The following is a 25,253-nucleotide window of genomic DNA, read 5'->3' on the forward strand; positions in this document are numbered from 1 at the left end:
CCCCTTTCTTATTTTCTATACTGTTCAATTAATTTGAATAATGCTTTCTGTTTTTCCAGTTCTGGAAAGAAATCATACAGTTGCTCGTGGGCTTCGTAATCAAGGGTGAGCGCCACTTCAAGGTTGAGAATTGCTTCTCGATAATCGCCCGCGTGCAAAAGATAGGCCGTGGCTCGATAGTAAAGGCTTGCGTTGTCGGGGATGTCGTCGATGCCCTGTTGGATGATTTCGTAAGCGCGGTCAAATTGACCTTGGTCAAACAACACCAATGACCATTTGAGCCACACATCTTCAAAATCAGGTTCTAGTTCAGCCGCTTTCTCAAATGCCTCATTGCTGGAGACTAAATTGCCAATTTTGTATTCTAAGTCGGCTTGAATCAGCCAATAGTCGGCAACGTGTTCGTTGAGTTTAATGGCTTTTTGAATACAATTGAGGGCTTCAATCCACTTCTCTTCCACGGCCAAACACACACTGACCCCAAACCAACCTTCATCCCATTCTTTGTCGAGTTTAAGGGCTTCGCGGTAATTGGTGAGGGCATTGCCGAAATCTTTGAGTTTTTCGTAACTCGCTCCCAAGTGACAATACAAATCAGCCGAAGGAGGCTCGTGTTTCAACGTGTGTAGATACGCCTCTTTTGCTTCTTCGAAGCGCTCCAGATTCATATATGCATTGGCCATGTTGAAATAGGCCGATGCAAAATCCTCTTTGATAACCGTTGCGTAGTCGTAAGCATTTAGGGCTTCGTCGTAGCGGCCGAGCTTGCTGTAAACAATGCCGAGGTTGTACCACGCATTGGAAGAATAAGGGTCACGGTCAATGAGCTCATTGTAATAGTCGATGCTATTCTCCATTTGCCCAGTGATTTCCAGACAAAAAGCGAGTTCATAAAGCGCATTTTCATTTTCGAGATTGTGTTCAAGCGCTTTTTTATACTTTTCGATGGCTTCTTCGTATTTGCCGCCGTTTTGGTATGCTTGGCCAATCTGAAATAAAATATCGTCTTTTTCGTCTTCTTCAATGAAATTGAGCATTTGCTCATAGACCTCTACCGACTGCTCGTATTCGCCCATCATGTTGTAAACGCCCCCCTGCATAAACAGCACATCTAAATCGTGAGGGTTGAAGAGCGCGGCCCGTTCGAGCAGGCTAATCGACTCATCAAATCGTTGATTTTGCGCTAGCAGGTGGGCTTTGTCAAGCATTAATTCCAGCGAATATGGGAAGTGCTCAAGACCGAATTCACAGGCTTGGAGGGCACGTTCCCAGTTCCCTTCTCCAATGTAATGCTCCACGATATGTTCGTAAGCATCTAAATCAAAAAATTGGCGTTCGTGGTTTTTAAGCATTACCTCAAATCGCTGCACTGAGTCCCGCCAATCTGGTTGTCTTTCCTCGAATTCTGGTTGCATATCCTGAATGTATGGGTAAGGTCTTATTCGAAAGATAGGAAAAAATCTTTTGTTGTCAAATTTTTAACAAAATATCCTGTAACTAAATTCAGCAACCTATTTTGGAGGAATTTGATGTAATTGATTGTCAGAAGATTTATTTTTTCATGACATCCTCAATCACTTTTCCGATGTTTCCGCTGGGCTCTAAAATTTTGAGTAACGCCGCCAACGTTGGGGCAGTGTCGGCTACTGAAGTCCGCCCAAAGGTTTCGCCGGGCTTAATTCCCCAGCCGCAAAATAACAACGGAATGTGCGTGTCATAATTGTACGGGGCCCCGTGCGTAGCGGTCGATGAGCCCGACATCCAGCCCGGTTCAATGACCATCTGAATGTCACCGCTGCGTTTTACGTGCGTGCCGTTTTTGTATAAGGTGAGCAAATAATCATTGATATTGGCATTGCCCAAATCATGCAGATTGAGCACATCGGCGATTCCGTCAAAATCAAGGAGTCTTTTACGAATTACTTTGCAGACATCGGCTACCTCTAGTTTCTTGGCTTCCAAGGTCGCGTGGTTGAGGTAGATTTGGTAGTTTTCGGAGATGGTAATAAAATCGCCTTCACCAAATTTTTCTTTTAGTGCGGCTTTGGCGGCGGCTACCATTTGCCCGATGTTGAGGCGACCGGCGGGCAATCGGTTTTGCTTCCAGAGTTCGACTACATCCATCACGGCGTGGTCGGCCGAAATGAAAAACAAGTAGTTACCTTTACCCACCTGCTTGTCAAGCGCGGTCAGGATTTCAGCAATGTCGCGGTCAAGGCGTAGGTAAATATCCTGCTCCTCTACGGAGTTAGGGCCGAAAGCGTGACCTACGTAGTCGGGGGTAGAAAAGCTGATGGCTAAAAAATCCGTGGCTGTTCCTTTGCCGAGGTTTTCGTTTTTGAGGGCTTCAAGCGCAATTTCTTTGGTGATGGTATTGCCGTGTGGTGTACTTGCCAAAATGCCGTAGGCATCGCCCGCTATTCCCGCCAAATCGTAAGGAAAAACGGATTTCTTGGCACCAGCGATTTTTGCTTCATACGGTTTGTCGTCGGCGGTACTTTCGGTGTATTGTTCAATGGGTAGCAGTGTATTCCAGTTTTGCTTCATCAGTTCCGATGGGCGTTTTCTGGCGTTATAATCTTTGACCCACTGCGGCAAATCGTTCATGTAAAACGTACTCGTAATCCAATTGCCAGTGCGGCTATCAAACCAATAGGCACCGTTGGCGGTATGGCCAGCGGGAAGAATCGCACCCCGATCTTTGATGGCAATACCGATGGTTTTTCCTTGGAAATTGTTGCCGATGCGAAGTTGGTCGGTGATGGTGCTGACCAATAAATTTTTGGGAGACATTTTGCCCGCCGAGTTGCTTGTTCCGACCGACTGAACGGTGCTGTCGGCTACGCAATACATGCCTTTGCCTAGTTTTTGGTCGTACCAATCATTTCCTACAATACCGTGAATGGCGGGCGTGGAGCCTGTATACACCGAGGCATGGCCAGCTGCTGTTACGGTAAGGGCATAATGATAATGGTGGTTGCGGCAGTTGAATCCTTCGCGCAAGAGGCGCTTAAAACCGCCTTCGCTGTATTTATCAAAATAACGGTACCAATAGTCGTAGCGCATTTGGTCTACCACAACGCCCACTACGAGCTTAGGACGGGCCAGTTTTTCGGGCGATGAAGTTGGTTTTTTGGTTTGGGCAAATAAGGTAGTTGTGCACAAGATTGCCAACGTAAGTTTAAGATAGTGCATTGCGTCAGGTGTAGTTTGAAAACAGAAATCGGGACGAATTTACGGCAAGTTTTTAAAAATACTTAAAAATGACAAAGCATTCTCTGGGGATGGGTTCTTCAGGAGGTAGGGCTGGTCTCGTTTAGGCGCTTTTTGAGTTCCTTTACCCTGGCTCGCTGCATCACAAACTCCGTTTTGCTGTCATTAAGTCTAACGATGTATTTGTCATTTTTTAAAAATGTGTAGGTTTTCAGAAAACTGAGGTTTAAAATCACCGAACGGTTGATGCGATAAAACTGCTGAGGGTTAAGTTCGGCCTCCAATTCAGACAAATTTTTACGAATATTATAGGTCCGGCCTTTGGTATACGCAAAATAGTTATTGGACTCTACTTCAATATAAATAATGTCCTGTAACGACAGAATGGTCTCTCCCAAATCGTCCCATGCTTCAATGGCCTTGATATACAATGGCATTGGCTGGTCAGGGGTGTCTGTGCGTTGAAGGTTTTTGTGCTTCCACTCATTATAGTCCAGTAATAGGTTGGAATTCAGATATATATATCCAAAAGGCAGCAAGACGTTTAAGTACGTCATAAACATATTCTGCTGAAAAAAATAGGTGGGAAAATACGTTTCCCACGAGTAATAAGGATAGAAGAGGAATAAATACCTAATTCCATTGCTGAGGGGGCTGAAAATAACAATGGAGCCTAAAATGCAGGGGAGAAAGAGGAGTTCGTACATCAACACACTTTTAAGGTTGAGTTTTATGTGCGTGATTCGGAACAGACGAAGATACCTCGGAGCCACCTGCATAAAAATCAGGAAAGACACTACTTCAAACAGAGCGTTGAAGAATAATGTCTCTTTTAAGTAGTTGCCTATTCCACCTTGAAAAAGCGACGAAGCACCGCTTCGGTAGTCGTTAAATAGGGTGATTGACCAGAATAGCCCTATGCCCATTATCAGGCTGATAAGGAGAAAAAGAGGGTGTTGAAAAGCGCGTAAAGTAACAGGCATCAAGGTAGGGGTCTTCATGGTTGTACGAACTTGGCTTCTTTTCACTGAATAACGCTATAAACAGCCCACATTTCAACTGCAAAAATGCCTTGCGTTGTCCCGTTCGGTTTGCTTATTCACAGGAAAAGGATGATACGTGTCATCCTTTTCAAAACATCTATTTTATTCCAAAAGCGACATAATCATTACACCTAACTACGTTATCTTGACTATTCGTATTATTTTTTATCCCAATATATTTATTTTTTTATCCCAATTGTATTAAAAAAATGTGGCGTGGTTTCTCCTACCGTTGATTTTGCTTTTCTTGCTTGGAAATAATTGATTACTTCTTCTATATTTGAACGTAAAATCTAGGTGATTAAATGAAAAAAATCGGTGTTCTTTTGCACGGAAACGGCGTTTTTGACGGTTCCGAAATCCACGAATCTGTCTTTGCACTTTTAGCGATTGCCGAAGTTGGGGCAGAGGCGATATGTTTTGCCCCCAACGTAAATCAGCATCATGTTTTAAATCACATTACTGGGCAAGAAATGACCGAAACCCGCAATGTACTGGTCGAATCGGCTCGCATTGCGCGCGGAAATATCAAAGACATCGTCGATGTGAATGCGGATGAGTTGGATGGATTGGTCATGCCTGGCGGATTTGGTACGGCCAAAAACATCACCAAATGGGCTTTTGAAGGACCATCAGGGTCCATCTTGGAGTCGGTCAAAACGTTAATTTTGACTTTGGTGCGTCATGGCAAACCCATTGCAGGTTTGTGCATGAGCCCAACCACGATTGCCAAGGCGCTGGAAGGGACCGAATTTCATGCCCACCTGAGTGTTGGGACAACCGAAGAAGCATCTCCCTACGATATTGCCGCGATTTCGGCGGGAATGGAGTCCATCGGTCAGGTAGCTGAAATGGCGTCGGTGCGCGAGGTAGCGGTCGATAAAGACCTGAAAATCATAACGGCTCCGTGCTATATGATGGAGGCAAGTATTGTAGAAGTACGAGAAAATATTAAATTGGCGATAGAAAAGTTAATTTCTTTGGCTTAAAACTTGCGAATTAATTTTCATACAACTACTTTTGCAACCCCAAACAAGGGAAATGGCGAAGTGGTGGAATTGGTAGACACGCTACTTTGAGGTGGTAGTGGGCGTAAGCCTGTAGGAGTTCGAGTCTCCTCTTCGTCACATTGTTTTTAGGACAATTGGGTACAAAATCCCGTCTTTATGCGACAATATCGCATGGAGGCGGGATTTGCGCTTTTAGGGACGAAGCGTCTGGACAGAATCTTGGACAATCTCGGACAGTTAAACCCGACCCCAAAAACCATCCAATGCTTAACGTAAAATTCAAACTCAGAAAACTCGGACCCGACCCTGCTTCGGTGGGTCGGGTATTCCTGGTCTGCTACTTTAACCGGGAAGAATTCATGTTCTACACTTCGCTGAATGCTGCGCGTCACCAATGGGATGATAAAAAGCAGGAATTCAGACGAAACTATGACGGCTGGCAAAAGGCCAACATGGTACTTGACAATTTGAAAAACATCGTAAAAACCTACGAAAAGGACTGTATTCTTGCTCAAAAGCCTTTGGAGGCCGATGTTTTAAAGCGGCTGCTTCAGGGAAAGAAACAGCAGGATACCAATCAAAGGCCCATCTCTAAATGGTACGAAATGTTCATTGAGGCAAAGCAAATGGAGGGACTAAAACCCGCCTCGATTCGAGCCCATAAGGCGACGATGGAACATTTTCTGGATTTCATAAAGACAAAAGCCAAAAATTTGACCCTTGACACATACCCGGACGAAACCCATCAGCGATTTTTGGCTTATCTGCGTTCAAAACGGGATTATCACCCTAATTATTTGGGAGCTATTCACAAAAATTTAAAGGTGTTCTTTCGGTTCTGTACCGAAAACGGGGCTAAACTCGCCGTAAATCACGCCCGCCTGAAACGAATTTACATTCCGCCAAAACGGGAATTTTTAACGCAGGAAGAACTGAAAAAATGGATAGCACTGGACGAAACAGCTTGGAATGTGTGGCTTGAATCACTATCGGGCGGTAAAGACCATATCCCCGAATGGCAGTACATTGAAAAGACGCGTGATGCGTTTTTCTTTCAAGCGCTGACGGGCCTGAGGCATTCCGACCTATTCCGGTTGACCGAAGATCACCTTTTGGAACTAGAGGGTGGCGCCAAAGCCCTGCGTTTTGTGCCACAGAAAACCACCTCCGTTAAAAATCGCTCCACACGCCAGGTTACCATCGGACTGATTCCCCCGGCGCTGGCCATACTGGAAAAATACAAGGGTGGCCTGTTTTTACTGCCAGTCTCTCATTTGCGCCATTATAACAGGTTTATACAGCTTGCCGCTCATGCAGCGGGTTTTACAGAGGCAGTTGAGGTGGTTGAATTTATCAAGGGCGTGCCTGTGTCGGTACAAAAGCCAAAGTACGAAACCATTACCTCCCACATCGCCCGACATACGTTCGGCACAATTTCGCGGGTATTGGGGATTGACCTCTCTGACCTTAAAGACCTGATGGGGCACTCTGATGTTCGTACCACGGCCATTTATGACCACATGGCCAATGAATATAAGGCCATCAAGCAGTTAAAAGCGTGGGGCGACTTTTAAACAAAAAAACCCGCCATTGTGACGGGTTTTTCTTTAATCAAATTCATGGGGTAAATTACTGATTATCCTTATTATATAAGATAACCGTTTGAAAGCGCGTTCGCTGCGTTCCCGAGCCTGTACACGTAGTTCGTATGTGCGTGGCATGGTAATCATCCAATTCCCAAATGGCCCCTTGTGTAGTCGTCACGTTGGTAATGGTCAGCAGGTTTTTTTTCTTCATGTAACTGGAATCTATATCATAAAAATAGACCCCGTCCGTACTTCGCTGAACTTTACAGGCCCCAGCCGCCGTACCGTCGATTTTAAAGGCGTTGATTTGCACTGAAGCCTTTTTGTAAACAGGTGGTAGTTGTAATGTCTGGGTTTTAGTGGTTGCGTCGACCACGGTATCCCAAACGGTGGCGTTTGCATTGGAAACTGCATACACAGCCTTGTAAATCGTGTTCTTTGATTGAGCCAAAGCGCCAGACGAATCGTCAAATACGGTGCCGAGCGTGGCCAGAAAGATGGTAAGGGAGAATAAGAGCAGCTTTTTCATGGAAAAAAGTGATTAGTTTGAAACAGAGAACCTTAAAATACAAAAATACAACAATTGATGTATTTTCAAACACTAAAAAAGGCGGACATTTCGCTACGGATTTGCGAATTAAACTGTGAGACTTTGGTGGTAAGGGCGTCGGCGGTATAAACAACAGACCCCAAGTCGACAGTGACGATTTTATTTTCGGACGTCAAGATAATTGCACCGCCCTCGGTAGCATAGCCATCGTTGAGCAGTTGCCCGTAAAGCTCGTTAGATTTTGCCCTAAATGCCGTGCCGGCAGTGTCAGTGGGTTGGATTCTTGGTAGTGCCATGATATAACCGATAACCTTCTTTTAAATTAATCAACAACTCTGGTATTTTTCGTCTGGATGGCTCAACTGTATACCCCGATTGCATTGTGATTTTGACTGGCTCAATCTGGGCGATACGGTGCGGATTCACGGCAACGCACTTATGAACACGCGTTAGGCTCAAATAATCCGTAAGCCTACCGAGCGTCTTGGAACTAAGTACTTTTTGACCGTCAATCATCGTAATCAAGCTGTAATTGCTTCGCCCCTCGATGTACTCAACCGCTTCGGCGGTGATTATGAAGCCGTCTACTTTCATCGAGTCAGAAAGTAAATGGCCACCAATGCCTCAGCGCCCAACACTCCAAACACACCCCACCTAAACCCTTGCTTGCGTCCTGTTTTTTTGGAAGCCTTCACCTGTTCTTTGGTGGACAATGTCCACGAAACGCGCTCAAAACGGTGTTTAACAAGCGAGTCGGCAAACATCTTTTTGAGCGTGTCGCGCTCATTGGATAGCTTCACGTAAGCGCGTTTACAGTCCAGTAGTTTAATGTCTGTGTTACTGATTTTCTGCGCGTTTGACCTCGTACAAAGAGTCAATAACAGCATCAGGCAAAGCATTGATATTTGAATCAATTTTTTCTTTTGCATGGGATAGGGATTGATTGATTTCGTTGATTTTATCCTGTCTAGTGACGGGCTTTTTACCCCAAAGCCCTGCGATTGCCCCCCAAATTGAGAGTACAGCAAGCAGAGCCACTAGGATGATGATTATAGGTTTGGGGTTCATGGCGTTGGTTTTTAAGATACCACCAAAATTTGATTTCTATTTTTCCCTGATAACTTGTACGAGACATGAATCCATGCAAAATCGTACTCGTTGATGAGTTGGTCGAACTCCAAAAAACCTCGCTTTTTCCACTCGACAATGGCCTCAAAAAGCAGTTTGTTAGCCTCCTTGGTCCCAAAATCCAAATCGGCCGCCTCGCCTTTGAGGTGTTGGCTATTGGGTTTGCCACCCACCAGTTTATTGACGCGCGGGCACCGGTAACCCGACGATACCACGAGCGGCCCACCGTATAACTCCCTGATTGGCTGCAATAACTTCGCGCAAAGGTTTTTCAGCGAGTCCACTACCATGGGCGGCGGGCTGAATTGCTCCGTGATGCTGTGGCGGGTGGCCGTTTGGCTGCGTAGCATTTCATGCAGCGAGAAATTAGGGCTTAACTGCATGTTACTCGTTGCTAGCGTTGTTTTGTTTCGGCTCGTTAGTGTTGGTCTGAACCGCCTTTACGATGGCCACCGAGTTAAGAATTACCAATGCGACACCCGAAAGCCGCTCCATTGCCTTTTCTCCCGCTCCCGTAAAGGTTAGGTACAGTTCACCCGCCACGTAGCCCGTCACTATAATAATGGCAATGGTGTTAACTGTGCTGTTTCGGGCTTTTAGAATGTCTTCCAATAGCTTTGGCATAATTATTCAGGTTTTGAAAGATGGAGAATTGACCGAAAATAAGCCTTCCAGCTTCCAGCGAAATCGCGCTTCACTATCAGGCTTTCTTCACGCATATTTCGCCAAATCACGGTCGACGCGGCGGCGATGTTGATAATGGCAACGAGTACTCCCATAGGGGTAAAAATGATTGAAAGTAAGAAGATAATTACGGGTTCGCTGTGTAACGTTTTCATGTTTTTGCAGGGTAAAAAGTGATTTCCTTGTTCATATTTCAGGGGTTTGATTGGTAGAGAAATGGGGCAAACGGGCCTAAGCTCTGGCAACTGGCCCAAAAGGGGTGGGTTGAGGGTGGGGTTATGGAAGAATATTGTTGCTGGTTAAATAGCTTATTAAGTAAGTAGCGAGGTTATTGTGCCCCGTTTGGTTGGGGTGAACATCGCCAACCGTCACACCATTTGCCGCCGCGCCACCTGTATATCCCTGCGAAAGGTCAAGATATTTCACCTTCGGGTCGTTAATTGTTGTATTTACAAGGGCTTGCAAGGCGGCCCTGTACCCTACTAGCGTCGTTTCACTACCATCCAATCGGGTCGTCGGGGCCATTACTACACACTTCGCGTTAGGGTATCTGCGCTGCTTGTAACGAATAAGGTCTGTCATCTCTGCTATGTAAGCGGCTTCGCTCGCGGAGGTATTCATGCCCAAGCAAATCAAGATAATATTAGCGTTACTTATGTTTAGATAGCCCCAATTTTTTGCTTGAGACATACCTAGCGCAGTAATACCAGGAATAGACTTGTTAACTGGCTTTACCCGGTATCCTAAGCCCTCATAATATTTCACAACTTGGAGAAAATAACTCGTATTGGGGTCTGTGTCTGACACAGTAGCGTTCGCTCCTTTCATGATGCTATCCCCCCACCCAACAATTGAAATTGGGGCGAAAAAATCTGTATTCTGCGTCACCTCATAACCATCGTAGACCAACGTTACTTTCATATTTCCAGACGTATCAGTGACTTCCCGAAGAAGCACACTAATCACTGCGCCCCAAGGAACTAGACTTTCGTAGGTGTATTCATTTCTAACGCCCGCTTTGAGTGGTATATCGTAGTTCACTGCACCTGCGAGAGAGGCAATGCCCCCGATGAGATTAATCTGCAATCTTACCGTACAATCCCTGTCCGAAAACAAGGAGAATTTTTCGATGTAAATATTACTACCTCCCGTACTTCGTACTCTGCCCGTAATTAATACAGTGTTTTGCGCTACGTTAGCCGCGGCCGAATATGTCCCGAAAATGGCCGAAATCTTTAGTCCGTCCTCTCGCACCATATCCCTAGTAGTTGCAGGAGCGTTATTTTTTGTCGGAAATACTTGACCAAAAACCCCGCCCGAAAGGGCAATAAGTAACAATAAGAATGTCTTTTTCATCGAAATTAGGGAGTTAATAAATTAGTAACAGGAATAGCCGCAAACCAGTAATAGACGCCGCTCGGCCAAATTTCGTAACGCATAGGACCGCCGCCACCGCGAACAGTATCGACCAGCACGTTGAAAATCGTAACCGTCGAAACGGGCAAAAGAGGGATTATATCGGCCACCGTGGCAACTTCTACGTAGTTCACTTTCACGTTAAGGGCGCTCTCCAACCCCGTCACCGTCCCTATCGCCTGCGTATGCGAAAGCGCAGCATACCTAGCATCCAAAGGTGTATAATTCACCCCAATCGTATAGCTTCCCCCACCACCCGAAATTGTCAACGCATTACCCGCCGTGAGCGATGGCCCTACATACCCACTCACATTCGAGCTGCCCGCCGAGGTGTAATTAATCACGATGGTGGGTGGCACAATGCTCGTTGCTCCGCCTACGATGGCAGTAAGAAGCGAAAACACCCCTTGCAGCTTGGTGGTCTGGTTGGCCCCTGAAACGGCATACAATCGGTAACGATACGACTCTCTAGCCAGTAGCGCCACCTGCTCGGCTGTTAGGCTCACCGTGAGCGTAGCGCTGTCGGTTTCTACGATGCCAGCACCCTCGCTGAGCGAAACGCGCACCACCGATGCCCCGCCCTCAAGGAAATCGCATTTGAAAGTCTGCGAAGAGATGTTCATATTAACACCATCCTGCTGAAACCGCACCGAAAAGCTCACCACATCCGAGCGCAGGCGCTGGATGGTGACGTTGGGTATCTTGGGGGCATTGACCACCTGGGCCATGCTCACGCTGCTAAGGAGCAGAAAGAAAAGTAGCTTTTTCATTGTTATTTCCTCCAAGCTCCGTTTGCGTAAGACCATAACCCCAAACTCGTGAACGTTGCGTCAGTCGTGTTCACAATAACAATCTGCCCTTCCACAGGGGTATATCCAGAAGCGGTGGCGGCACTTACAGGAGCAAGTATCATGGTGCCGTTAACGTGTAGGTTGGCGGCGGGTGATGCGGTACCAATCCCCACGCGGCCAGTGGCTGTAATCGTCATTAATCGGCCCCACCCAACTCCGTCAAGAAAGCCGTAAAAATCAGCCGCAGTTTCGTCGCCGTTAAGTTGCCAATTGTAAGCCCTGCTATTGGCGGGGTTCGCAAAGTAAAATTGATTTGACAAACTATTAGATCCGCTCTTAAAGGAAGAAATAGCACCGTTGGTGCTTCTTATATTTCCACCTACCGTTAATTTTTCAATTGCTGCTGTTCCAATGCCAACTCCACCCGAAACTTCAGCAAAAACCGCCCCTGAATCGCTTCGCATCGTCCCCGCTACGTCGAGAGCATAAGTTGGAGAAGTGCGACGAATGCCCACCCGCCTGAGCGTATCCACAAAAATCCCAGCAGTATTGCCGAAATTGTCGCTTCCACTTGCTATAACTACTCCTTTGTTCCCTTGTAGGTATATGTAAGGGTCGTCATAGTTCCAATCGCCCACTCTGCCACCACCCGCGCCAAGTATATAACCACCGCCTGAGCTAAGCCAGTGGCCAAAGGTGATTCCAGAAAGATTTTGATTAATATCCCCTCCAAGCTGCTGCCCCTCGATGTCCATGCGGGCCCAAGATTTTATCGACCGAAATTTTACGTTTCCATTAACGTGAAGCTGCTCTTCAGGGTTGGTGGTATTAATCCCTATTTTGCCGTTGGCCTGAAAAACATTGCTTCCGTAGATACTTTTATTTGAGGCGTCGTAATAGGCAAGTTGATTACTTCCAATCGTGGCAATCCCCACTTTCGCGCCAAGCAAGGGATTCAACTCAGCTTTCGAATAATAATTGGCATTGGCAAAGTTAATGGCCCCCGCCAGCTTCGCCTTATGTAGCTTAATACTCCCAAACGTCGTCACGATCACATCAGGCCCCGCCACGGCGGTACTGCCATTCTTTCGCACAAAAAGCCAGACGCTGTCACCTTCTTGTACCAAACAAGCCGAACATTGCAAGGGCCGTTGGGCGGTCAATTCCGCCCTGGTGTACACACCATTCACCTTCTGCGCCACCAGCGCGAAGGGCAATAAGAATAAGAGAACCAGTAATTTCTTCATGTTGTTAAGCGTAAATAAAATGTGATGTTCTTCCGTTTCGGCTACCCATTTCAACTACTCGTCCGTTGGGCAGCGTTACGCTGAGGTACTCACCCAATACCCCATGCTGAAGTGGTGAGCGGTAAGGGTTGAAATAATAGATGTAATAGCGTTCTCCGTAGCTTGCACCGATGCAAAAACCATCCTTTTTGTCGGCCAAATGCAGGATTGTGTTTTGGCCATAGTTCAACTTATCCTTCGTAATCAGGTGAGCCGTACCATCGCTGCCCTTATAGGCGGGAACGGTTTTCGTCACCGCCGCCGATTCCGCATCTTTCTTGGAAACACAGGTGTAGGCAAGGTGCTGCGGATGATAGCCCGCCGATGTAAACTGGTTAATAATCTGCGTTATGGTCAGGTTATCAATCGCCACGTCTACCCCCACCAGCGGCCGAAAAGGGTATTTGATGGCTGAATCTTCGGCGGGCAAGGTAGGGCGCGGATTGCCTTCGGGAGATACCCAATCAAAACGTCCCTTCGACGTCAGGAAATCGTTTTCGGTCAGATTTTCGGGCGTTTTTGAGGTTTCAAAGCGCTCACTATCCCACATTACCCACCCGTGCGCAATAATCTGCGACACCACGGATATGAATGAAATTGCCCAAATAGGCGTGATATGATGCGCCTTAATTCTGAAATAATCCCTTTCATCCTCTTCGGTGTACTTCAAGTTCCATCCGGGGCCTTTCCATGGCAAGTCGGTGGCGAGCGTCACGGCTTCTGACCATGGCGACATGTAGGCGATTGTTTTCTTAATACCTGCCAGATACTTGCGCTGCATTTCATTCACGGCCGCATAAGCAAACATGGATTCATCAGGCTCGTTAAGCCCTACGTAGCAGTTGGTCATCAGATTGATTTTCTCGTGCAACCCGTGCTGAAAAAACTGAAAATCGCTGCCGTACGTCTGGTTCTGGGTATTAAGCACCCGCCGCGCGTTGGCTTGGCTTTTTAGGCCATCCACAAAGTAAGGGTGAAGTGGCTGTGAGCCATAGCCACCCAAATAAATATTAAACTTGCCAGGCGTGATACTATTCTGGTAGCCCATGTAGCTACCAAAAATATTGTGATTGATGGGCGCAGGGTTGCCCAGCCGCGCCAAAAAGCCTTCGTAAAATTTCTTCGCTACTTGATAGTAAGCATTAGGTGGTATAACCTGACTACCGTCCGAAAATTCATCCGTTACTACCGATTTGTTGCTATAACTTCCCGCTGCGGAGTAGCCCGAATTGTAGGCCTCGGTATCGTTGGGAATGGAAAAAATGTTTGGTACTTCTACGCCATCCACCCACTTAGTACCAAACTGAATGGTCAAGCTGCGAGGATTAACCTGTGAGGCAAGTAGTGTCCAGCATAGTTCGTCTTTGGGTCTACCTGATTGTGCATAAATATGCGTAAGGCCCTTGGCTTTCGTGCCTTCCCAGCCGATACTAGCCAGGAGCGTAACGATGCCCGCAATCTGCCCAGCAGGTAGGGCCTGATTGACAAATAGGTCGTAATTATTGTGAAACGTCGCACTTATCCCGTTGCTAGGTTTCTTATCTGAAAAGGGTGCTGCGTTCATGTTGTTATTCTGAAACTATGTTTGACCATGTCGAAGGGAACTGTCCTGTTTTCCACATTCTTACCCTTGCCTGCACCGTTTTGCCGACAAAATAGCTGCTTGTTATATTAGAAATACCGCCACCGCCACTCAGCAATGACCAAATCCCTGGGCTGCTACTGTTGGTAGTAATCACGCCGTTTTCGTCCCAAGTATACCACGTAGATGTACCGACCTCCCTGAAGCTATATTCGTAGCCGTCTGCTCCATTATATGTAGGAGACAATACGGTAACCCTGATTTGATTTGAGGCAATGCGACTAACCGATATCGAAGGCGTATTGCCCATTTCGTAGGATACCCCAATGTACTGCCGTACACCATTATTCTGGTTTCGGTAATTATTGAAGGCTTGCACCATGAGGTCATGCCCATTTGGTGAAGCCTGATTCCACGCCGCAAAAAGCGTGAATTCATTTTCCACAGGGTGTGCCGTAGGCTCAGCCAAGGCTCGGGCAAGGTGACCGCTGTTTTGCAGAGCGCCTGCAACCTCGCGAATAAAATTGCTAACATCGGCCGTAGCTTTTTCTTGTGTATCTTCTGGACTTTCATAGACAAAACCAACCCTCCATGCGCCGTTATTCATGCTTCTTGCCATGGCGGCCGCCATAGCGCTTGCTGTGCTTACATTGTCTTTTCGAAAATACTCCACCGAGAAAAAACGGTTTGTGGCCTTTTTTCTGCGCGTGTACATTACCATGTCGTGAAAATCCCGAAGCTCACCGCTCCAATTGGAGTCGTGGTTGCCACGCATACCCCGAAAACCATTCGTGAACCGATTATAGCCCATACTGTTGCCCTTAAGCTGATAGCCTTCATTGATCCAACTTCCAACATTCCACTGAGAATCATCCCAGCCAGACATGATTGAAAGCATCAGTTGACCCATGGCATACATCTGCTCCGTGCGGTTTACGTAATCGACGTATCCAGGATAAGAAATCGTAGAGTCAGGAAAAATCTGGGCTTCTTGATTTGTATTAATCGCGAATTCCCATAGCGACATTTTTCCAGTGGTCCAGTAGGTATTGTACTGCGCCTTAAAAGCAGCACAAAAACGGCGAAACAGCATCCATGGCGGACTGTCGAAATTATCCATTTTTAGGCCAATGATCCCACCAGACGAGTTCTTATCCATGTACCCACCCCATGCGGCTGTTAAATCTGGCGTGTCAGCATTTGCGGCGAATGTTGTGAGCGAATAATCGCTCATATCAGGATGCAGACGAACAATTAGCCTTAACCCTAAGTCATTACACACATAATTAACAATAGTGTTGATGTTTGTCCAGGTCCACGTCAGCGCATCGGCATTAAACGCCCCTGCTGATGTGTAATTATTCCAGACCTTATAAGGCGCAAAAGCTAATTGAATCTCCTTAAGTCCTGCATTTTTCGAAGCCAACGCAGCTCCTTTTATGTGATCAATTTTCCACTGTGTATAAGACATTGTGTAGATTACAATGTAGTGCGGAAGCGACTCATTGTAATTAATCGCTTGCGCACGTGTTAGGGTAACGGGTGGCGGTGGCGGCGGTGTGGTGGGTGGCGGTGTGGTGGGTGGCACATACGCCTCGTCAAACGTTCTAATAATCGCCTGAGCGTTGTACTGAATGTTGTTAATGTCGCCACCCTTGAGATTGGCCAAATAGCCATACTCCTCAAATTTCTGGATGTCACGAAACGTACTTTTTCGCACCCGCAATTTGCGGAACATGATAATACTATTGCCCGGAATAGAAATGTCTACAAAAGGCTTTGGCGAGCCGTCCGCATTGAAAAACAGTTCTTTTCTATCCTCGGCAAAGTAGAAGTTATGAAAAACGCTATTATCCGTTTCAGCTTCGCTATCGTACCACAGTCCATTGGTTGCTTTGCGTGGACGAAATTTATCCATTTCAATAATTTCATACACCCGATTTTCTCCCACCGTCTCCGTCTCCTCTGAGCCAGCCCAAGGCGACGAAAGCCCGTCTTTGGTTACGCGCACTTCCACCCGAATGAGCTTCCCCGCAAAGAAATCATTCGATAAGTTAAGCTCTCTCGTGCTACCAGCAGGGTAGGTAGAAGCGTAAGCATCTGCCTCGTTGGTCGAAAGCCCGCCCGAAATTGTCCGATAATACCAAGTCCCCGTACCGACCTGCTTGAATCGAAAAGTGTACAGTTCGGTATCGCCAGTATTGTTATCGGCGAACTGCGTAATCAGGGTATTGGTGCTTAACGCAGGGCGGATAAGAATCACAGGAGCAGCAGAGTTAGGCACGTCGGCCGCGTTGGGCGTAGAAGCCGTAGCGCGGTTGGATAGCTCGCTGTACACCCCGTTTTTCTTCGAACGCATTTCGAAAACGAAAGTGGTACCAGCGTTCAACCCGTTAACATCGATTGTCCGAGCCGAAGCCGCAGGCGTGATGTTGGTCAGCAGGGGTAAGATGCTGTTATTGTTGGCGTTGTCGACCACCCCACCAAACACCTCGAAGGTGTCGGGGTCGGTTGTTAGCGTCCATGACAATCGAATAGTGTCAGAATCGACATTCGCGGCCGAAAGCACGGGCGCAACCAATGGCGCCACTTCGAGTGGCACCAGCCAAGCGGTCGGCACTACGTCATTCACGTTGCCATTTGTATAGCCCAAACGCGCATAGGAGTCAGCGTTGGTCTGGAGATATTCGATCAGAATCGGCACCTGCACGTCGGCCGTCATGGCGCGGCTGAAACCAACGCTTCTTAGCGTCGTAAGCGCCCAGGAATCAACGACCAATGCCCCACCAAAATAGATTCTAAATTTGGCGTTAGCGTCGAAATTAAACTGAAAATTCCCCGAAACAGGTGTCTTAATGAAGCCGCTCCAACGCGCAATGTACGCCCCTGGCGTTACATCCTCCGAAGGAGCATCCGCGGTGAGGTCGAAATCGATCACCGTATCCACGCGCCCTTCAGCGGCGGTACCGAGCGCGTTGATATCCTCGGTGTCGTAATAGTTCGCCCAAAGTCCCGAAGTTGGTGCGGTATTGGTTAGTGTGGTAGCGCTGTCTGTGTCCCACGCGCTATTGTCTGTACTGTTGGAGGCTCTAACGCGGTAATAATAGGTTACGCCAGGCGATAAGCCTACTTTATCTTGATAGCTCGTTACGTTGGCTTCCACGGTTGCGATTTTCACCGCGTCGGTAAATCCTGCGTTGGTACTGCGTTGGATTTCCTGTACAGATTCGTTGGTGGCATTATCTACCCATGCAAGATTAATCTGCGTAGTAGAAACTGCTGTGGCCGTCAGTCCAGTTGGTGCATTAGGAGCTGTAATTGTAGCCGCCGCAGGTTCGACGGTTAAGAATAATATCCGCTGTTCGCGGCGCTCCATGCCCGCAATCGTCCAGATGAAATCCAATGAAATCATCACCACCCCAGCACTAGTGGGGGTGCCTGAAAGCGTAAGGTTTGCCCCCGAACCACCGACAATGGCTCCCGCAAACCCCATCCAACGTCCCGATGCTGTTGCTGCGATTCGCTTATTTTCAGCACCACGTGGGAAAATTAGCGAAATATCCTCAATCACGGTGCTGTAAGCAACACCCTCTTTTGCATTAACGAGCGCTACCGTAGTGGTATAAGCATCGGTTAGGTCAGCCGCTACGGGCACACCTTCTGGTCCCAAAACTATAGCATCGCCTGGTAAGGCATTGTGAAACAGCGAAACGTCCAATTTGTTGAGCAACGTAATTGCCAACCCTTTCACGTCCGTGATTTCAGGAAGCCATTCAGCCAGTTTATACTGCGCCACAATCGCCTCAATTTCCGCCTTGATGAAGTATCGGTCGTCATGGATGTGGTTTTTGAGGGCGTAGAGCTCCAGCCGATTATTAAGCTGCTCAATCGTCGCAAAAACATCCGAATCAATCCGCCACTTTGTCATTTCTTCTCCCTGCGCGGGGATGGTGGCGTGCGCCATAGTAGTTTCCCCGTCAGCGAAGCTGTATGCCTGAAAATGCACAATGCCATTATAGTACGATATTCTCAAGAAGCCTTTTCCTGTGAGGTTGGCGGGGCCATCGGCGATTTCTGCCCAGTCTTCGATGTAATAGACGTACGATCCATTTATGGAAGCTACGTGCTGGCCTTCGTCTAATTTAGGGATACCAGAGAGCACGTTATAGGCAGGCAACAAGCCCATCAAAATATCATCCTTGCGAATAACAAACTGCTGAAAATCAAACAGCTTTCCATTGCGAAAACGCCCCTTCAGTCCAAGTTGATTACCTGCCTCGTCGAACTCATTTATTTCTGCCGAGCTAGGGTAATACCAGCCGCCGGGGTTTGTCTCTTCGTCGATTTCCCAAGTACCATTCACCTTGCGGAGAACGGCCGCAAATCCATCATCGTCAGTGAATTCGAGCCGAATATCTACGCCATTGGTGAAGCTTTCAAGCTGTCCATGCGAAATACAATCCCCAGGAGGATACTCAAAACCCGCCCACGAATCAGCATCCAACCGCCAACTTCCGTTTTTGGTGATGGCCAGAAAGTCAATCGGGTCGGTGATAACTTCGCGCTTGAGGTAAGCGTCAAGTTCCGACTCCACATCCTCAATCAAATCGCGCTCAACCTGACGCTTTCTATCCTCTGAAATTGCGGTGTATCTTTTTGCCATTAGCTTATAAGGATGTAAGTGTCAATATCAATTAAGAGCTCCGTAGTTGAGAGAGCATAACCGATGGGCTGCCAAACAAGACCCACCTCATCGGGCCCCTCCGTAGAAATACCACCCGGTTCAGTCCAAGAAAGAAAGTATTGTTCTCCTGGCACCAAATCAATGTAAGTTTTGATGCTATCAAAGCGAGGTTCGACCGCCTGTCCAACCTTGACAGTTTTGTCGATGTAGCCATGGGCAACATGGTCTACGTCGGTGCCAATGGCGGGACGCATTTTAGAGACACCGCCATCGTCGTAGATATTTACCAGCATACCTGCCCAGATGTGCTCTGACGCAACCACCTGCGCTGCGCTGGTAATCTGTATTTTGAAAACATCATCCACGTATGCCGCAATGGAGTCTGTGTAGCGCACGGTAATCGGGTAAGAACCCGTTGCGCCAGTTGGAGCGGTGCCAGAAATAATACGCGTACCCGAATTGTAAGAAAGCCAACCCGGTAGGCCAATAACGGTTACGCTATCAATTGTACCATTGGGCGAGGTGGCATTGTTGGGGGAAAGTAGAATTTCAATCGCCTCCCCATAAGCAAAGGCAATATCGGCAATGGGCGAAGCAACAATCGGGAGAGAGCCACCACCACCACCTCCACCACCCGTTCCGGTCAGCGTTTCAAATTCGGCCAACAATTCAGTGCGCAAATCGGCCAATAGTTCATCTACTTGTGTGATTGAATAGAAGTCGGAAAGTAGAATTTCGAACGATTCATCACTTTCGGTCAAAAAACGAATCAGCGGCACGCCGTCAACATCCGTGTCGGTTTCACCGCGCACGATGATAGCGTCATCGGCATTTGCGTTGAATATGCTTCGAAAATCAGCAAATGTGTGAGAAGCAAGAACCTTGGTGACAACCAGCGACATAGTGAGTAATTGAAAAAACAGATGTTTTCAATGCTCGGACAAAAAAGAAGGGGTTTGGTAACCCGCTTGGTCAGAGCAGGTCGCTGGTTGCTGGTGAACAAAGATAGAAAAGTTATTAATTTTAAATACAACAATTGATGTATTTTCTATCCGAACGCGCTCATTAAACAGTTTTCGGCCGCAAGCGGTACGGGATTGGATTCAAACTGTTCAAACGTCCATCCTTCATAATCGTCACAGTTTTCCTGTTGTTGGTTTACCAGCGAGGCGTAAGTTCTCAGGAGTTTTACTGACGACTTTCCCGTTTTTTTCTGCCTGCGAATCTCCCATGGATAGCCGCTTATGTCATTCCCTTCAAGATCGGGAATGGTTATAAATCCGTAATCGGTTTCGTCATTATTCCATCCTCTGACAGCATTACGGATGGCGTTAAATTCAGCCTCGGTGAGCCTACATTCAAATGTGATCCATTTAGGTACATAGATACGTTTAGCGCGGTTGGCATTTTCGATGCTAATGTCAGCTTTTTCAGTTAACAGAAGTCGGTCAGGGTTTGATGCTGGGAATGCATCGGTGGTTTTGAGCTGCGTAACCAAATCACCATTAAGCTTGGTAAAGGTATTTTTATACACTTCGGCCACACTTTTGTAAGCCGAACTAGAGTTTAACCATGCTGCGTGGTTGAGTAGGTTCTGTTTTGGGGTTCGACGCAAATTGTAGGATGTTTCGGGTTCCAATAGGTTTTGAACCGTACTAAAATTCTCGTTCTTTTCAGCATACCCCGCAAAGTCATAGGGTTGAATCGTGGCGCTGGCCACCACTTCACCGGTGGCAAATCGGTCTAGTACAATCACCGTCTGCACTCCAAAGTTGGTAATCTTAACAATGGTAAATACGTCATTGTGGTGAGTTGTGCCCGAAATGCTAAGTTTTACGCCGACTTCACAAAATGAGGGCTTGACAGGCAAAAGCAAAAGCGGTCGACCCGCAAATAATAAAGGATTTTTGGTAAATGTTGCCGTGCCCACATAAGACGGGATAGCAGGATTGACGCTGATAATAAACAAATCATCGTCGTAACGCGTGGAGTCTTTGGGCGTGGATTCAAATTGCTCTCGGCGGGTGGCCTCGATGGCGTAGCCCGAAGCAATCAGGTTTGAAGTTGCTTGGTACCGCCCATTTTCTGTTTGGATGGGTGTAGAGTATTCATGATAGGCGTTGAATTCGTCAAGGTAGTTTAGGCCCTCATCCAGATATTTACCGTAACCAATTTGGATATTGGAAAATATAAGCTCTTTGGCCGTATCAATAACCAAGTTTGACACCTCATCAATTTTAAGAATCTCCCCACCTTTATAGAAATACTCCGCCTTTTCCATGCGTATGATGGGCACTCCGCTCTGGATTGTATACTCGTATCCTACGTGAAAAATGGCGTTAATATCTTCGACGATTTCTTTAAAAGAGCGTTGAATCCCTTTGTCGAACCGCCGTATTTGAAAGCCATTCGTTTTGAGATAGTTGGCGCCATCGCCATCCGAAGGGTACAACTCAGAAGATTTTCCAAAAAAGGAAGAACGGAAACAGTTGTTTTGTCCAGTAATTAAACGAATGGATTGTTGAATGGCATCATAAGCCAAAAGGCCTTTGGTGGGAGACTGTACATTTCTGGAAACTCCATCAATCTGCATCGAAAAATTACTACTGACCGCTTTCAGCGATGTAGAACCAAGCTCATTGGCCCCGCTATAAGTGTATTTTATTTCAATGAATAAGTATACATTATCGCCTTGCCGAATCTCAAGCGCATTTGTCGCCGTGCCATCAACGGTAAATCTGACATAAAGAGGCCCGTAATAAAACCCATCAGGTTCGTTGTACTTTCCATCCCCGATACGGTAACGGGCCAAAATGGCCGTTTCTCTTTCGTGCACCAAATAAGGCTGTGCCGTGAAATTGGTAATGGCGGCACGGTTCAAGGAAAATTGGCGCTGTTTTAAATTTAAGTCGCAGGTAACATTCAGTGCAACGGTTACGGTGTATTTGCCATCCGAGAAGGCTTTCCAAAAAGGATTTTTATCGGCTACGGGGTCAGAGAAGGCAATGCCGAACGGGTTGTTGAAGGTGGTTTTTAGGTCGTTTTTGGTGGGACTTGACAGGTTGGGCATTACATAAACATCGCTATCGCCCATCGTTAGTGACTCTGCTGTATCAGTAGCCGATGTAACCTGATATATCTCCCGAAATGCTTTGGAGTGCAGAATGGTAGTTTTGACAACAGCGGGAGTAACCGATGTGCCATCCAGCGCCACCGAATCCAATAAGTTCACTTTTGTATCTGCTTTGGCCTGAATGCGGTTTTGTAGGGTATCGGCTTCCACGTCACATGTGACCACGCCCGCCGACTCACGAAAGGTGTTCATGTTAAGCTTGCCTACGTGTTCAATGATTCGGGTTTCTTCATCAATAATGGCCCCGATTTGTAGAAGTACTTTGGCATCTGAACCCTGTTCTTCGTCGATGGATTTAAGGATGGCTTTACCGGCTGGGCAGTCAGAAGCCAGTTTGAAATTATCCAGTGCTTCATAGTTGAAGCCATGCCATTGCGGATTGCGGCTGATGACCATTGAAACATCATCCCATGTGGTAGGCTCTTCAATATCGGTCGTGAGACTTGCGCCGCCCAGGCTGTACACCAGTTGGAAGAAAGTGGGGTACATATCCCGAAACCCATCAATGGTATGGGGCTGACCTAAGTAGTCGAATATGGTAGATTGCATAAAACCAAAGCGTTAGAAGGTGCTTTGGTCGCTTGGTTGCTGGTAGGGCAAAGATATAAAAAAAGACTTTGTATATGGCCTTGGCTAAATTGAACTCATTCGCATAAGATCAAAATACATTTGTCTTGTTGGCTCTGATTTATCACTTTCTGTTAAATATGAAAAACCCATTTTTTCATAGAAGCCCGTTGATTGAGCATAGGCATCAACTGTGATAAATCTACATCCAGTCTTATTATTATGGAAAAAGGAATACTTGATGTAATCAATTATAAAGGTGCCTATTCCTGCTTTTTTTACACCCTCGCATACGGCAAGCCTACCTATTTTTACACATGGATAAGTTTATAATGCTTTCTATATGGAATTTTACGTTGAATTTTATTTCTTACTTCTTTAAAATCTTCAGAAGTAAGTTTGTCATTTAAGACACAAAAATAACCCAAAACAGCGTCATTATCTTCATCTTCAACGATATAGGTGACGGCCAGTAATTCATTTTGATAGAGTAAGGAGTCCTGATAAAAAAATTCGTTTAAGTCTTTGTCATCACAATCAAAGATTTTGTCTTTGAGGGGATAACTATTACTTAAACGAATTAGGCGAAACTGGCCTGACATGGAATATATATTATCGAATGCTAATCTACCAATTTGAATTTATTGAAGTTCTCCCGCATTCTTTCCATTTCAGTCCGGGACAATTTTGTCTTTTCTGACTCAGCAATGTTTTTGGCAAAGCGAGCCGCGTCTCTACCTGTTAAAACAGGTGTTTCCTTTATTGGTCGTGCCATAATTTAGAATGGTTTAAGTTTTAGCCTGACCCTTAAATCAATTATTGATCTTAAGCAGACTATTAATTGGTTATTGTATAAAAACTGTGCTAGTGTCGTTTTATGCTGCAAATTACTAAGTAAAAATTAAAAGTACAAATGCAACACATTTGCAATCAGTTGATTAACAGTAAATTACAACAATTGATGTATTTAACTTGACACAGCTATGTACAGCTATGTGCAGCATTTTGCGGCGTTTTAGAGCAAGTAAAGCTGATATAGTGGTCGACCGTAGCTGATGGTGTTATGTTTCGTCACAGAACAAATTAGACAGTCCTATAGTGATTTAAAAGGTACCGGTAGAAGTATAGATGCAAATCCATGTGCAATTCTTATTATCGCAGGGTAAACACCCATTTTAGCAGAAAAAATTTTTCTAAATTTTTCTAAAATTTTCATATTTAATACGTAAAACTTCGGTAAAAGCATGAAAAATGCCGCTGACATTACGGCATTTTTCGCCATTAAAACCCATGCCTCACCTTCCGATAAGTCACCACACTGTTCAGTCTACGCTGGCGCTCCCATACACCATCCTCATCAAAATGTGTCTCGTTGACAGGTAAATTACTGACTGCACTGGCCACCGTCTGCCCGATGCGGTCGGCATTGAGATTAAGCTGCTGAGCAATGGCGTAATTCATATTCATCTGGGCTTTTTGCTGAGACAATTGCAGGTTTTTGGCCATGAGTGAGGGTATTTCCGAACGGGTGATGACAGTGTTAAGCTCCTGTGATTTGTATTGGTCGGCCAACATCCGCGACGTTTCGGCAGCGGTGTAAATTTTATCCCCGCGTTTCAAAGGTACAACCGATGGTTTTCGTGTAGGAAATACTTACCCTGAGACTCGTGAAGCTCAGCTCCTTCCTCGGCCACCAATGCTGGACCTTCGGGAGCGTAGCGCGTTCCTTTTTTGAAGGCGGGTATTTGTTTAGCAAGAACGTTTGCTAACTGAAGGGCGCCAGTTGCACCAGCAACCACAGAAAGCGCAATACCAGCAGGACCTCCGGGATTGGCCAACATGGAAATGATGGCAGATGCGGTATTGACTCCGATTTGAAAAGCGGCCATTGCTTTTTCCGCTACAGCCTGACGGCGTCTGATTTCGGCGGTTTGGCGGGCAAATCTTTCGGTGATAGCTGCTTTCGCTTCCTCATTTTCGCCCGCTAATGTCAATTCGTATTCCTGTTGCTTTTCTAGTTGAATCAGCTTCTTTTCCTGAATAGAGGCGTACAAGTCAAACCCCGCCTGCGACAACTCCAATGCAGCCTGTGCAATTGAAATTTGGATGCGTTTTCTTTCTTCCGCCTCCCGTTTAAACTGATCAATTTTAAAATCAATCTCCTCTTTGGCTCGTTTTTTCGATCTTCATTACCTTCCCGTTCCGCCTCTTGTTGTTCAATTAAAAGTTTTTCAATTCATCCTGTTCCTCCTTCTTCATGCGCCGCAAATCGGTCGAAAATCGCTTTTCCAACTCCAATCGTGTAGTGTAACGGGTACGAATTTCCTCCAACAGGTCGTTTTTCTTTTCCGCTTTTGGCTTATTAATTTTTTCAGTAGGTACTTTGCCAGGTGAAATATCACTCGTATCGGTATCAAAAACATTTTGCGAGCCCCACGCCTGTAAACCCTGCTTAAAAAACACGTTATCCAATGCCTCTTTTGTCTTTTTAATTGACGAGGGAATATCATACCCCAACTGCTTGGACATTCGCTCCAAAACTTCATATAGTTGATACCATTTGCGCACTTCTTCTCAGGA

At 46.3% G+C, this 25,253-nt stretch carries 26 protein-coding genes and 1 tRNA gene; 3 read left to right on the plus strand and 24 right to left on the minus strand.

Annotated features, from left to right (window positions below; translation table 11 throughout):
- Positions 1-8: 8 nt before the first annotated feature.
- The 3 genes from DR864_RS28060 to DR864_RS28070 all read right to left on the minus strand — a co-directional run bounded on the left by DR864_RS28060 (position 9) and on the right by DR864_RS28070 (position 4,214).
- Positions 9-1,415 (minus strand): tetratricopeptide repeat protein, encoded by a 1,407-nt coding sequence (locus DR864_RS28060; protein ID WP_114070079.1) that lies wholly within the window; start codon positions 1,413-1,415, stop codon positions 9-11.
- A 136-nt stretch (positions 1,416-1,551) separates the two neighbouring features.
- Positions 1,552-3,195 carry an alkaline phosphatase PafA gene (pafA, locus tag DR864_RS28065; protein ID WP_114070080.1) on the minus strand — a complete coding sequence of 548 codons (1,644 nt, stop codon included), beginning with the start codon at positions 3,193-3,195 and terminating at the stop codon, positions 1,552-1,554.
- A gap of 98 nt (positions 3,196-3,293) precedes the next feature.
- Positions 3,294-4,214 (minus strand): LytTR family DNA-binding domain-containing protein, encoded by a 921-nt coding sequence (locus tag DR864_RS28070; RefSeq protein ID WP_114070081.1) that lies wholly within the window; start codon positions 4,212-4,214, stop codon positions 3,294-3,296.
- A 347-nt stretch (positions 4,215-4,561) separates the two neighbouring features.
- Between DR864_RS28070 and elbB the strand changes: the two genes are divergently transcribed.
- The 3 genes from elbB to DR864_RS28085 all read left to right on the plus strand — a co-directional run bounded on the left by elbB (position 4,562) and on the right by DR864_RS28085 (position 6,840).
- A complete protein-coding gene (elbB, locus tag DR864_RS28075; RefSeq protein WP_114070082.1) occupies positions 4,562-5,245 on the plus strand; it encodes an isoprenoid biosynthesis glyoxalase ElbB in 684 nt (227 codons plus the stop codon).
- A gap of 54 nt (positions 5,246-5,299) precedes the next feature.
- Positions 5,300-5,383: transfer RNA gene (locus tag DR864_RS28080), tRNA-Leu, on the plus strand.
- A gap of 146 nt (positions 5,384-5,529) precedes the next feature.
- Complete coding sequence (locus DR864_RS28085) at positions 5,530-6,840, plus strand: tyrosine-type recombinase/integrase (protein ID WP_114065076.1); 1,311 nt, start codon at positions 5,530-5,532, stop codon at positions 6,838-6,840.
- A 55-nt stretch (positions 6,841-6,895) separates the two neighbouring features.
- On the opposite strand, the gene DR864_RS28090 is transcribed toward DR864_RS28085, so the two are convergent.
- The 21 genes from DR864_RS28090 to DR864_RS28190 form a co-directional block, all read right to left on the minus strand.
- Positions 6,896-7,381 (minus strand): hypothetical protein, encoded by a 486-nt coding sequence (locus DR864_RS28090; RefSeq protein WP_114065077.1) that lies wholly within the window; start codon positions 7,379-7,381, stop codon positions 6,896-6,898.
- Positions 7,382-7,446: 65 nt separating this feature from the next.
- Positions 7,447-7,698 (minus strand): hypothetical protein, encoded by a 252-nt coding sequence (locus tag DR864_RS28095; RefSeq protein ID WP_114065078.1) that lies wholly within the window; start codon positions 7,696-7,698, stop codon positions 7,447-7,449.
- Positions 7,670-7,996: a LytTR family DNA-binding domain-containing protein gene (locus DR864_RS28100; protein WP_114065079.1), complete on the minus strand. Its 327-nt coding sequence runs from the start codon at positions 7,994-7,996 to the stop codon at positions 7,670-7,672. The genes DR864_RS28095 and DR864_RS28100 overlap by 29 nt, the downstream gene beginning before the upstream one ends.
- Positions 7,993-8,202 carry a hypothetical protein gene (locus tag DR864_RS28105; RefSeq protein ID WP_114065080.1) on the minus strand — a complete coding sequence of 70 codons (210 nt, stop codon included), beginning with the start codon at positions 8,200-8,202 and terminating at the stop codon, positions 7,993-7,995. The genes DR864_RS28100 and DR864_RS28105 overlap by 4 nt, the downstream gene beginning before the upstream one ends.
- A 37-nt stretch (positions 8,203-8,239) precedes the next feature.
- On the minus strand, positions 8,240-8,470 hold the full coding sequence (locus tag DR864_RS28110) for a hypothetical protein (protein WP_114065081.1): 231 nt from the start codon (positions 8,468-8,470) through the stop codon (positions 8,240-8,242).
- 11 nt (positions 8,471-8,481) lie between these two features.
- Positions 8,482-8,913, minus strand: coding sequence for a D-Ala-D-Ala carboxypeptidase family metallohydrolase (locus tag DR864_RS28115; protein WP_114065082.1), 432 nt, complete (start codon positions 8,911-8,913; stop codon positions 8,482-8,484).
- 1 nt (position 8,914) lies between these two features.
- Entirely contained in the window at positions 8,915-9,154 is a 240-nt protein-coding gene (locus DR864_RS28120; RefSeq protein ID WP_114065083.1) for a hypothetical protein, read from the minus strand.
- Positions 9,155-9,156: 2 nt separating this feature from the next.
- Complete coding sequence (locus DR864_RS28125; RefSeq protein ID WP_114065084.1) at positions 9,157-9,369, minus strand: hypothetical protein; 213 nt, start codon at positions 9,367-9,369, stop codon at positions 9,157-9,159.
- 121 nt (positions 9,370-9,490) lie between these two features.
- Entirely contained in the window at positions 9,491-10,570 is a 1,080-nt protein-coding gene (locus tag DR864_RS28130; protein WP_114065085.1) for an SGNH/GDSL hydrolase family protein, read from the minus strand.
- Between the two features lie 5 nt (positions 10,571-10,575).
- Positions 10,576-11,400: a hypothetical protein gene (locus tag DR864_RS28135; RefSeq protein WP_162793487.1), complete on the minus strand. Its 825-nt coding sequence runs from the start codon at positions 11,398-11,400 to the stop codon at positions 10,576-10,578.
- 2 nt (positions 11,401-11,402) lie between these two features.
- Entirely contained in the window at positions 11,403-12,668 is a 1,266-nt protein-coding gene (locus tag DR864_RS28140; protein ID WP_114065087.1) for a hypothetical protein, read from the minus strand.
- Positions 12,669-12,672: 4 nt separating this feature from the next.
- Entirely contained in the window at positions 12,673-14,271 is a 1,599-nt protein-coding gene (locus DR864_RS28145) for a hypothetical protein (RefSeq protein ID WP_114065088.1), read from the minus strand.
- Positions 14,272-14,275: 4 nt separating this feature from the next.
- Positions 14,276-18,952, minus strand: coding sequence for a PA14 domain-containing protein (locus DR864_RS28150; protein ID WP_114065089.1), 4,677 nt, complete (start codon positions 18,950-18,952; stop codon positions 14,276-14,278).
- Positions 18,952-19,875 (minus strand): Ig domain-containing protein, encoded by a 924-nt coding sequence (locus DR864_RS28155; protein ID WP_114065090.1) that lies wholly within the window; start codon positions 19,873-19,875, stop codon positions 18,952-18,954. Before DR864_RS28155 ends, DR864_RS28150 begins: the two co-directional genes overlap by 1 nt.
- A gap of 146 nt (positions 19,876-20,021) precedes the next feature.
- Positions 20,022-22,655, minus strand: a complete 2,634-nt coding sequence (locus DR864_RS28160; RefSeq protein WP_114065091.1) for a hypothetical protein — start codon at positions 22,653-22,655, stop codon at positions 20,022-20,024.
- An 84-nt stretch (positions 22,656-22,739) separates the two neighbouring features.
- Entirely contained in the window at positions 22,740-22,982 is a 243-nt protein-coding gene (locus DR864_RS30570) for a GNAT family N-acetyltransferase (RefSeq protein WP_114070083.1), read from the minus strand.
- A 2-nt stretch (positions 22,983-22,984) separates the two neighbouring features.
- Positions 22,985-23,275 carry a hypothetical protein gene (locus DR864_RS28170; RefSeq protein WP_114070084.1) on the minus strand — a complete coding sequence of 97 codons (291 nt, stop codon included), beginning with the start codon at positions 23,273-23,275 and terminating at the stop codon, positions 22,985-22,987.
- A gap of 20 nt (positions 23,276-23,295) precedes the next feature.
- The gene (locus DR864_RS30110) at positions 23,296-23,448 is read right to left on the minus strand and encodes a hypothetical protein (RefSeq protein ID WP_205319175.1); all 153 of its coding nucleotides are present in this window, start codon (positions 23,446-23,448) and stop codon (positions 23,296-23,298) included.
- 506 nt (positions 23,449-23,954) lie between these two features.
- Entirely contained in the window at positions 23,955-24,293 is a 339-nt protein-coding gene (locus DR864_RS28180) for a hypothetical protein (RefSeq protein WP_114070085.1), read from the minus strand.
- Positions 24,290-24,754 (minus strand): hypothetical protein, encoded by a 465-nt coding sequence (locus tag DR864_RS28185; RefSeq protein ID WP_114070086.1) that lies wholly within the window; start codon positions 24,752-24,754, stop codon positions 24,290-24,292. The genes DR864_RS28180 and DR864_RS28185 overlap by 4 nt, the downstream gene beginning before the upstream one ends.
- Positions 24,755-24,893: 139 nt before the next feature.
- Positions 24,894-25,241 carry a hypothetical protein gene (locus DR864_RS28190; protein ID WP_162794203.1) on the minus strand — a complete coding sequence of 116 codons (348 nt, stop codon included), beginning with the start codon at positions 25,239-25,241 and terminating at the stop codon, positions 24,894-24,896.
- Between the last annotated feature and the right edge of the window lie 12 nt (positions 25,242-25,253).

Source organism: Runella rosea (assembly GCF_003325355.1).
GTDB classification, from domain to species: domain Bacteria; phylum Bacteroidota; class Bacteroidia; order Cytophagales; family Spirosomataceae; genus Runella; species Runella rosea.

Excerpts from the sequence above, each read along its gene's own strand:
- DR864_RS28060 (WP_114070079.1), bottom strand. The coding sequence starts at position 1,415 with ATGCAACCAGAATTCGAGGAAAGACAACCAGATTGGCGGGACTCAGTG.
- pafA (WP_114070080.1), bottom strand. The coding sequence starts at position 3,195 with ATGCACTATCTTAAACTTACGTTGGCAATCTTGTGCACAACTACCTTA.
- DR864_RS28070 (WP_114070081.1), bottom strand. The coding sequence starts at position 4,214 with ATGAAGACCCCTACCTTGATGCCTGTTACTTTACGCGCTTTTCAACAC.
- elbB (WP_114070082.1), top strand. The coding sequence starts at position 4,562 with ATGAAAAAAATCGGTGTTCTTTTGCACGGAAACGGCGTTTTTGACGGT.
- DR864_RS28085 (WP_114065076.1), top strand. The coding sequence starts at position 5,530 with ATGCTTAACGTAAAATTCAAACTCAGAAAACTCGGACCCGACCCTGCT.
- DR864_RS28090 (WP_114065077.1), bottom strand. The coding sequence starts at position 7,381 with ATGAAAAAGCTGCTCTTATTCTCCCTTACCATCTTTCTGGCCACGCTC.
- DR864_RS28095 (WP_114065078.1), bottom strand. The coding sequence starts at position 7,698 with ATGGCACTACCAAGAATCCAACCCACTGACACTGCCGGCACGGCATTT.
- DR864_RS28100 (WP_114065079.1), bottom strand. The coding sequence starts at position 7,996 with ATGAAAGTAGACGGCTTCATAATCACCGCCGAAGCGGTTGAGTACATC.
- DR864_RS28110 (WP_114065081.1), bottom strand. The coding sequence starts at position 8,470 with ATGAACCCCAAACCTATAATCATCATCCTAGTGGCTCTGCTTGCTGTA.
- DR864_RS28115 (WP_114065082.1), bottom strand. The coding sequence starts at position 8,913 with ATGCAGTTAAGCCCTAATTTCTCGCTGCATGAAATGCTACGCAGCCAA.
- DR864_RS28120 (WP_114065083.1), bottom strand. The coding sequence starts at position 9,154 with ATGCCAAAGCTATTGGAAGACATTCTAAAAGCCCGAAACAGCACAGTT.
- DR864_RS28125 (WP_114065084.1), bottom strand. The coding sequence starts at position 9,369 with ATGAAAACGTTACACAGCGAACCCGTAATTATCTTCTTACTTTCAATC.
- DR864_RS28130 (WP_114065085.1), bottom strand. The coding sequence starts at position 10,570 with ATGAAAAAGACATTCTTATTGTTACTTATTGCCCTTTCGGGCGGGGTT.
- DR864_RS28135 (WP_162793487.1), bottom strand. The coding sequence starts at position 11,400 with ATGAAAAAGCTACTTTTCTTTCTGCTCCTTAGCAGCGTGAGCATGGCC.
- DR864_RS28140 (WP_114065087.1), bottom strand. The coding sequence starts at position 12,668 with ATGAAGAAATTACTGGTTCTCTTATTCTTATTGCCCTTCGCGCTGGTG.
- DR864_RS28145 (WP_114065088.1), bottom strand. The coding sequence starts at position 14,271 with ATGAACGCAGCACCCTTTTCAGATAAGAAACCTAGCAACGGGATAAGT.
- DR864_RS28150 (WP_114065089.1), bottom strand. The coding sequence starts at position 18,952 with ATGGCAAAAAGATACACCGCAATTTCAGAGGATAGAAAGCGTCAGGTT.
- DR864_RS28155 (WP_114065090.1), bottom strand. The coding sequence starts at position 19,875 with ATGTCGCTGGTTGTCACCAAGGTTCTTGCTTCTCACACATTTGCTGAT.
- DR864_RS28160 (WP_114065091.1), bottom strand. The coding sequence starts at position 22,655 with ATGCAATCTACCATATTCGACTACTTAGGTCAGCCCCATACCATTGAT.
- DR864_RS28170 (WP_114070084.1), bottom strand. The coding sequence starts at position 23,275 with ATGTCAGGCCAGTTTCGCCTAATTCGTTTAAGTAATAGTTATCCCCTC.
- DR864_RS30110 (WP_205319175.1), bottom strand. The coding sequence starts at position 23,448 with ATGGCACGACCAATAAAGGAAACACCTGTTTTAACAGGTAGAGACGCG.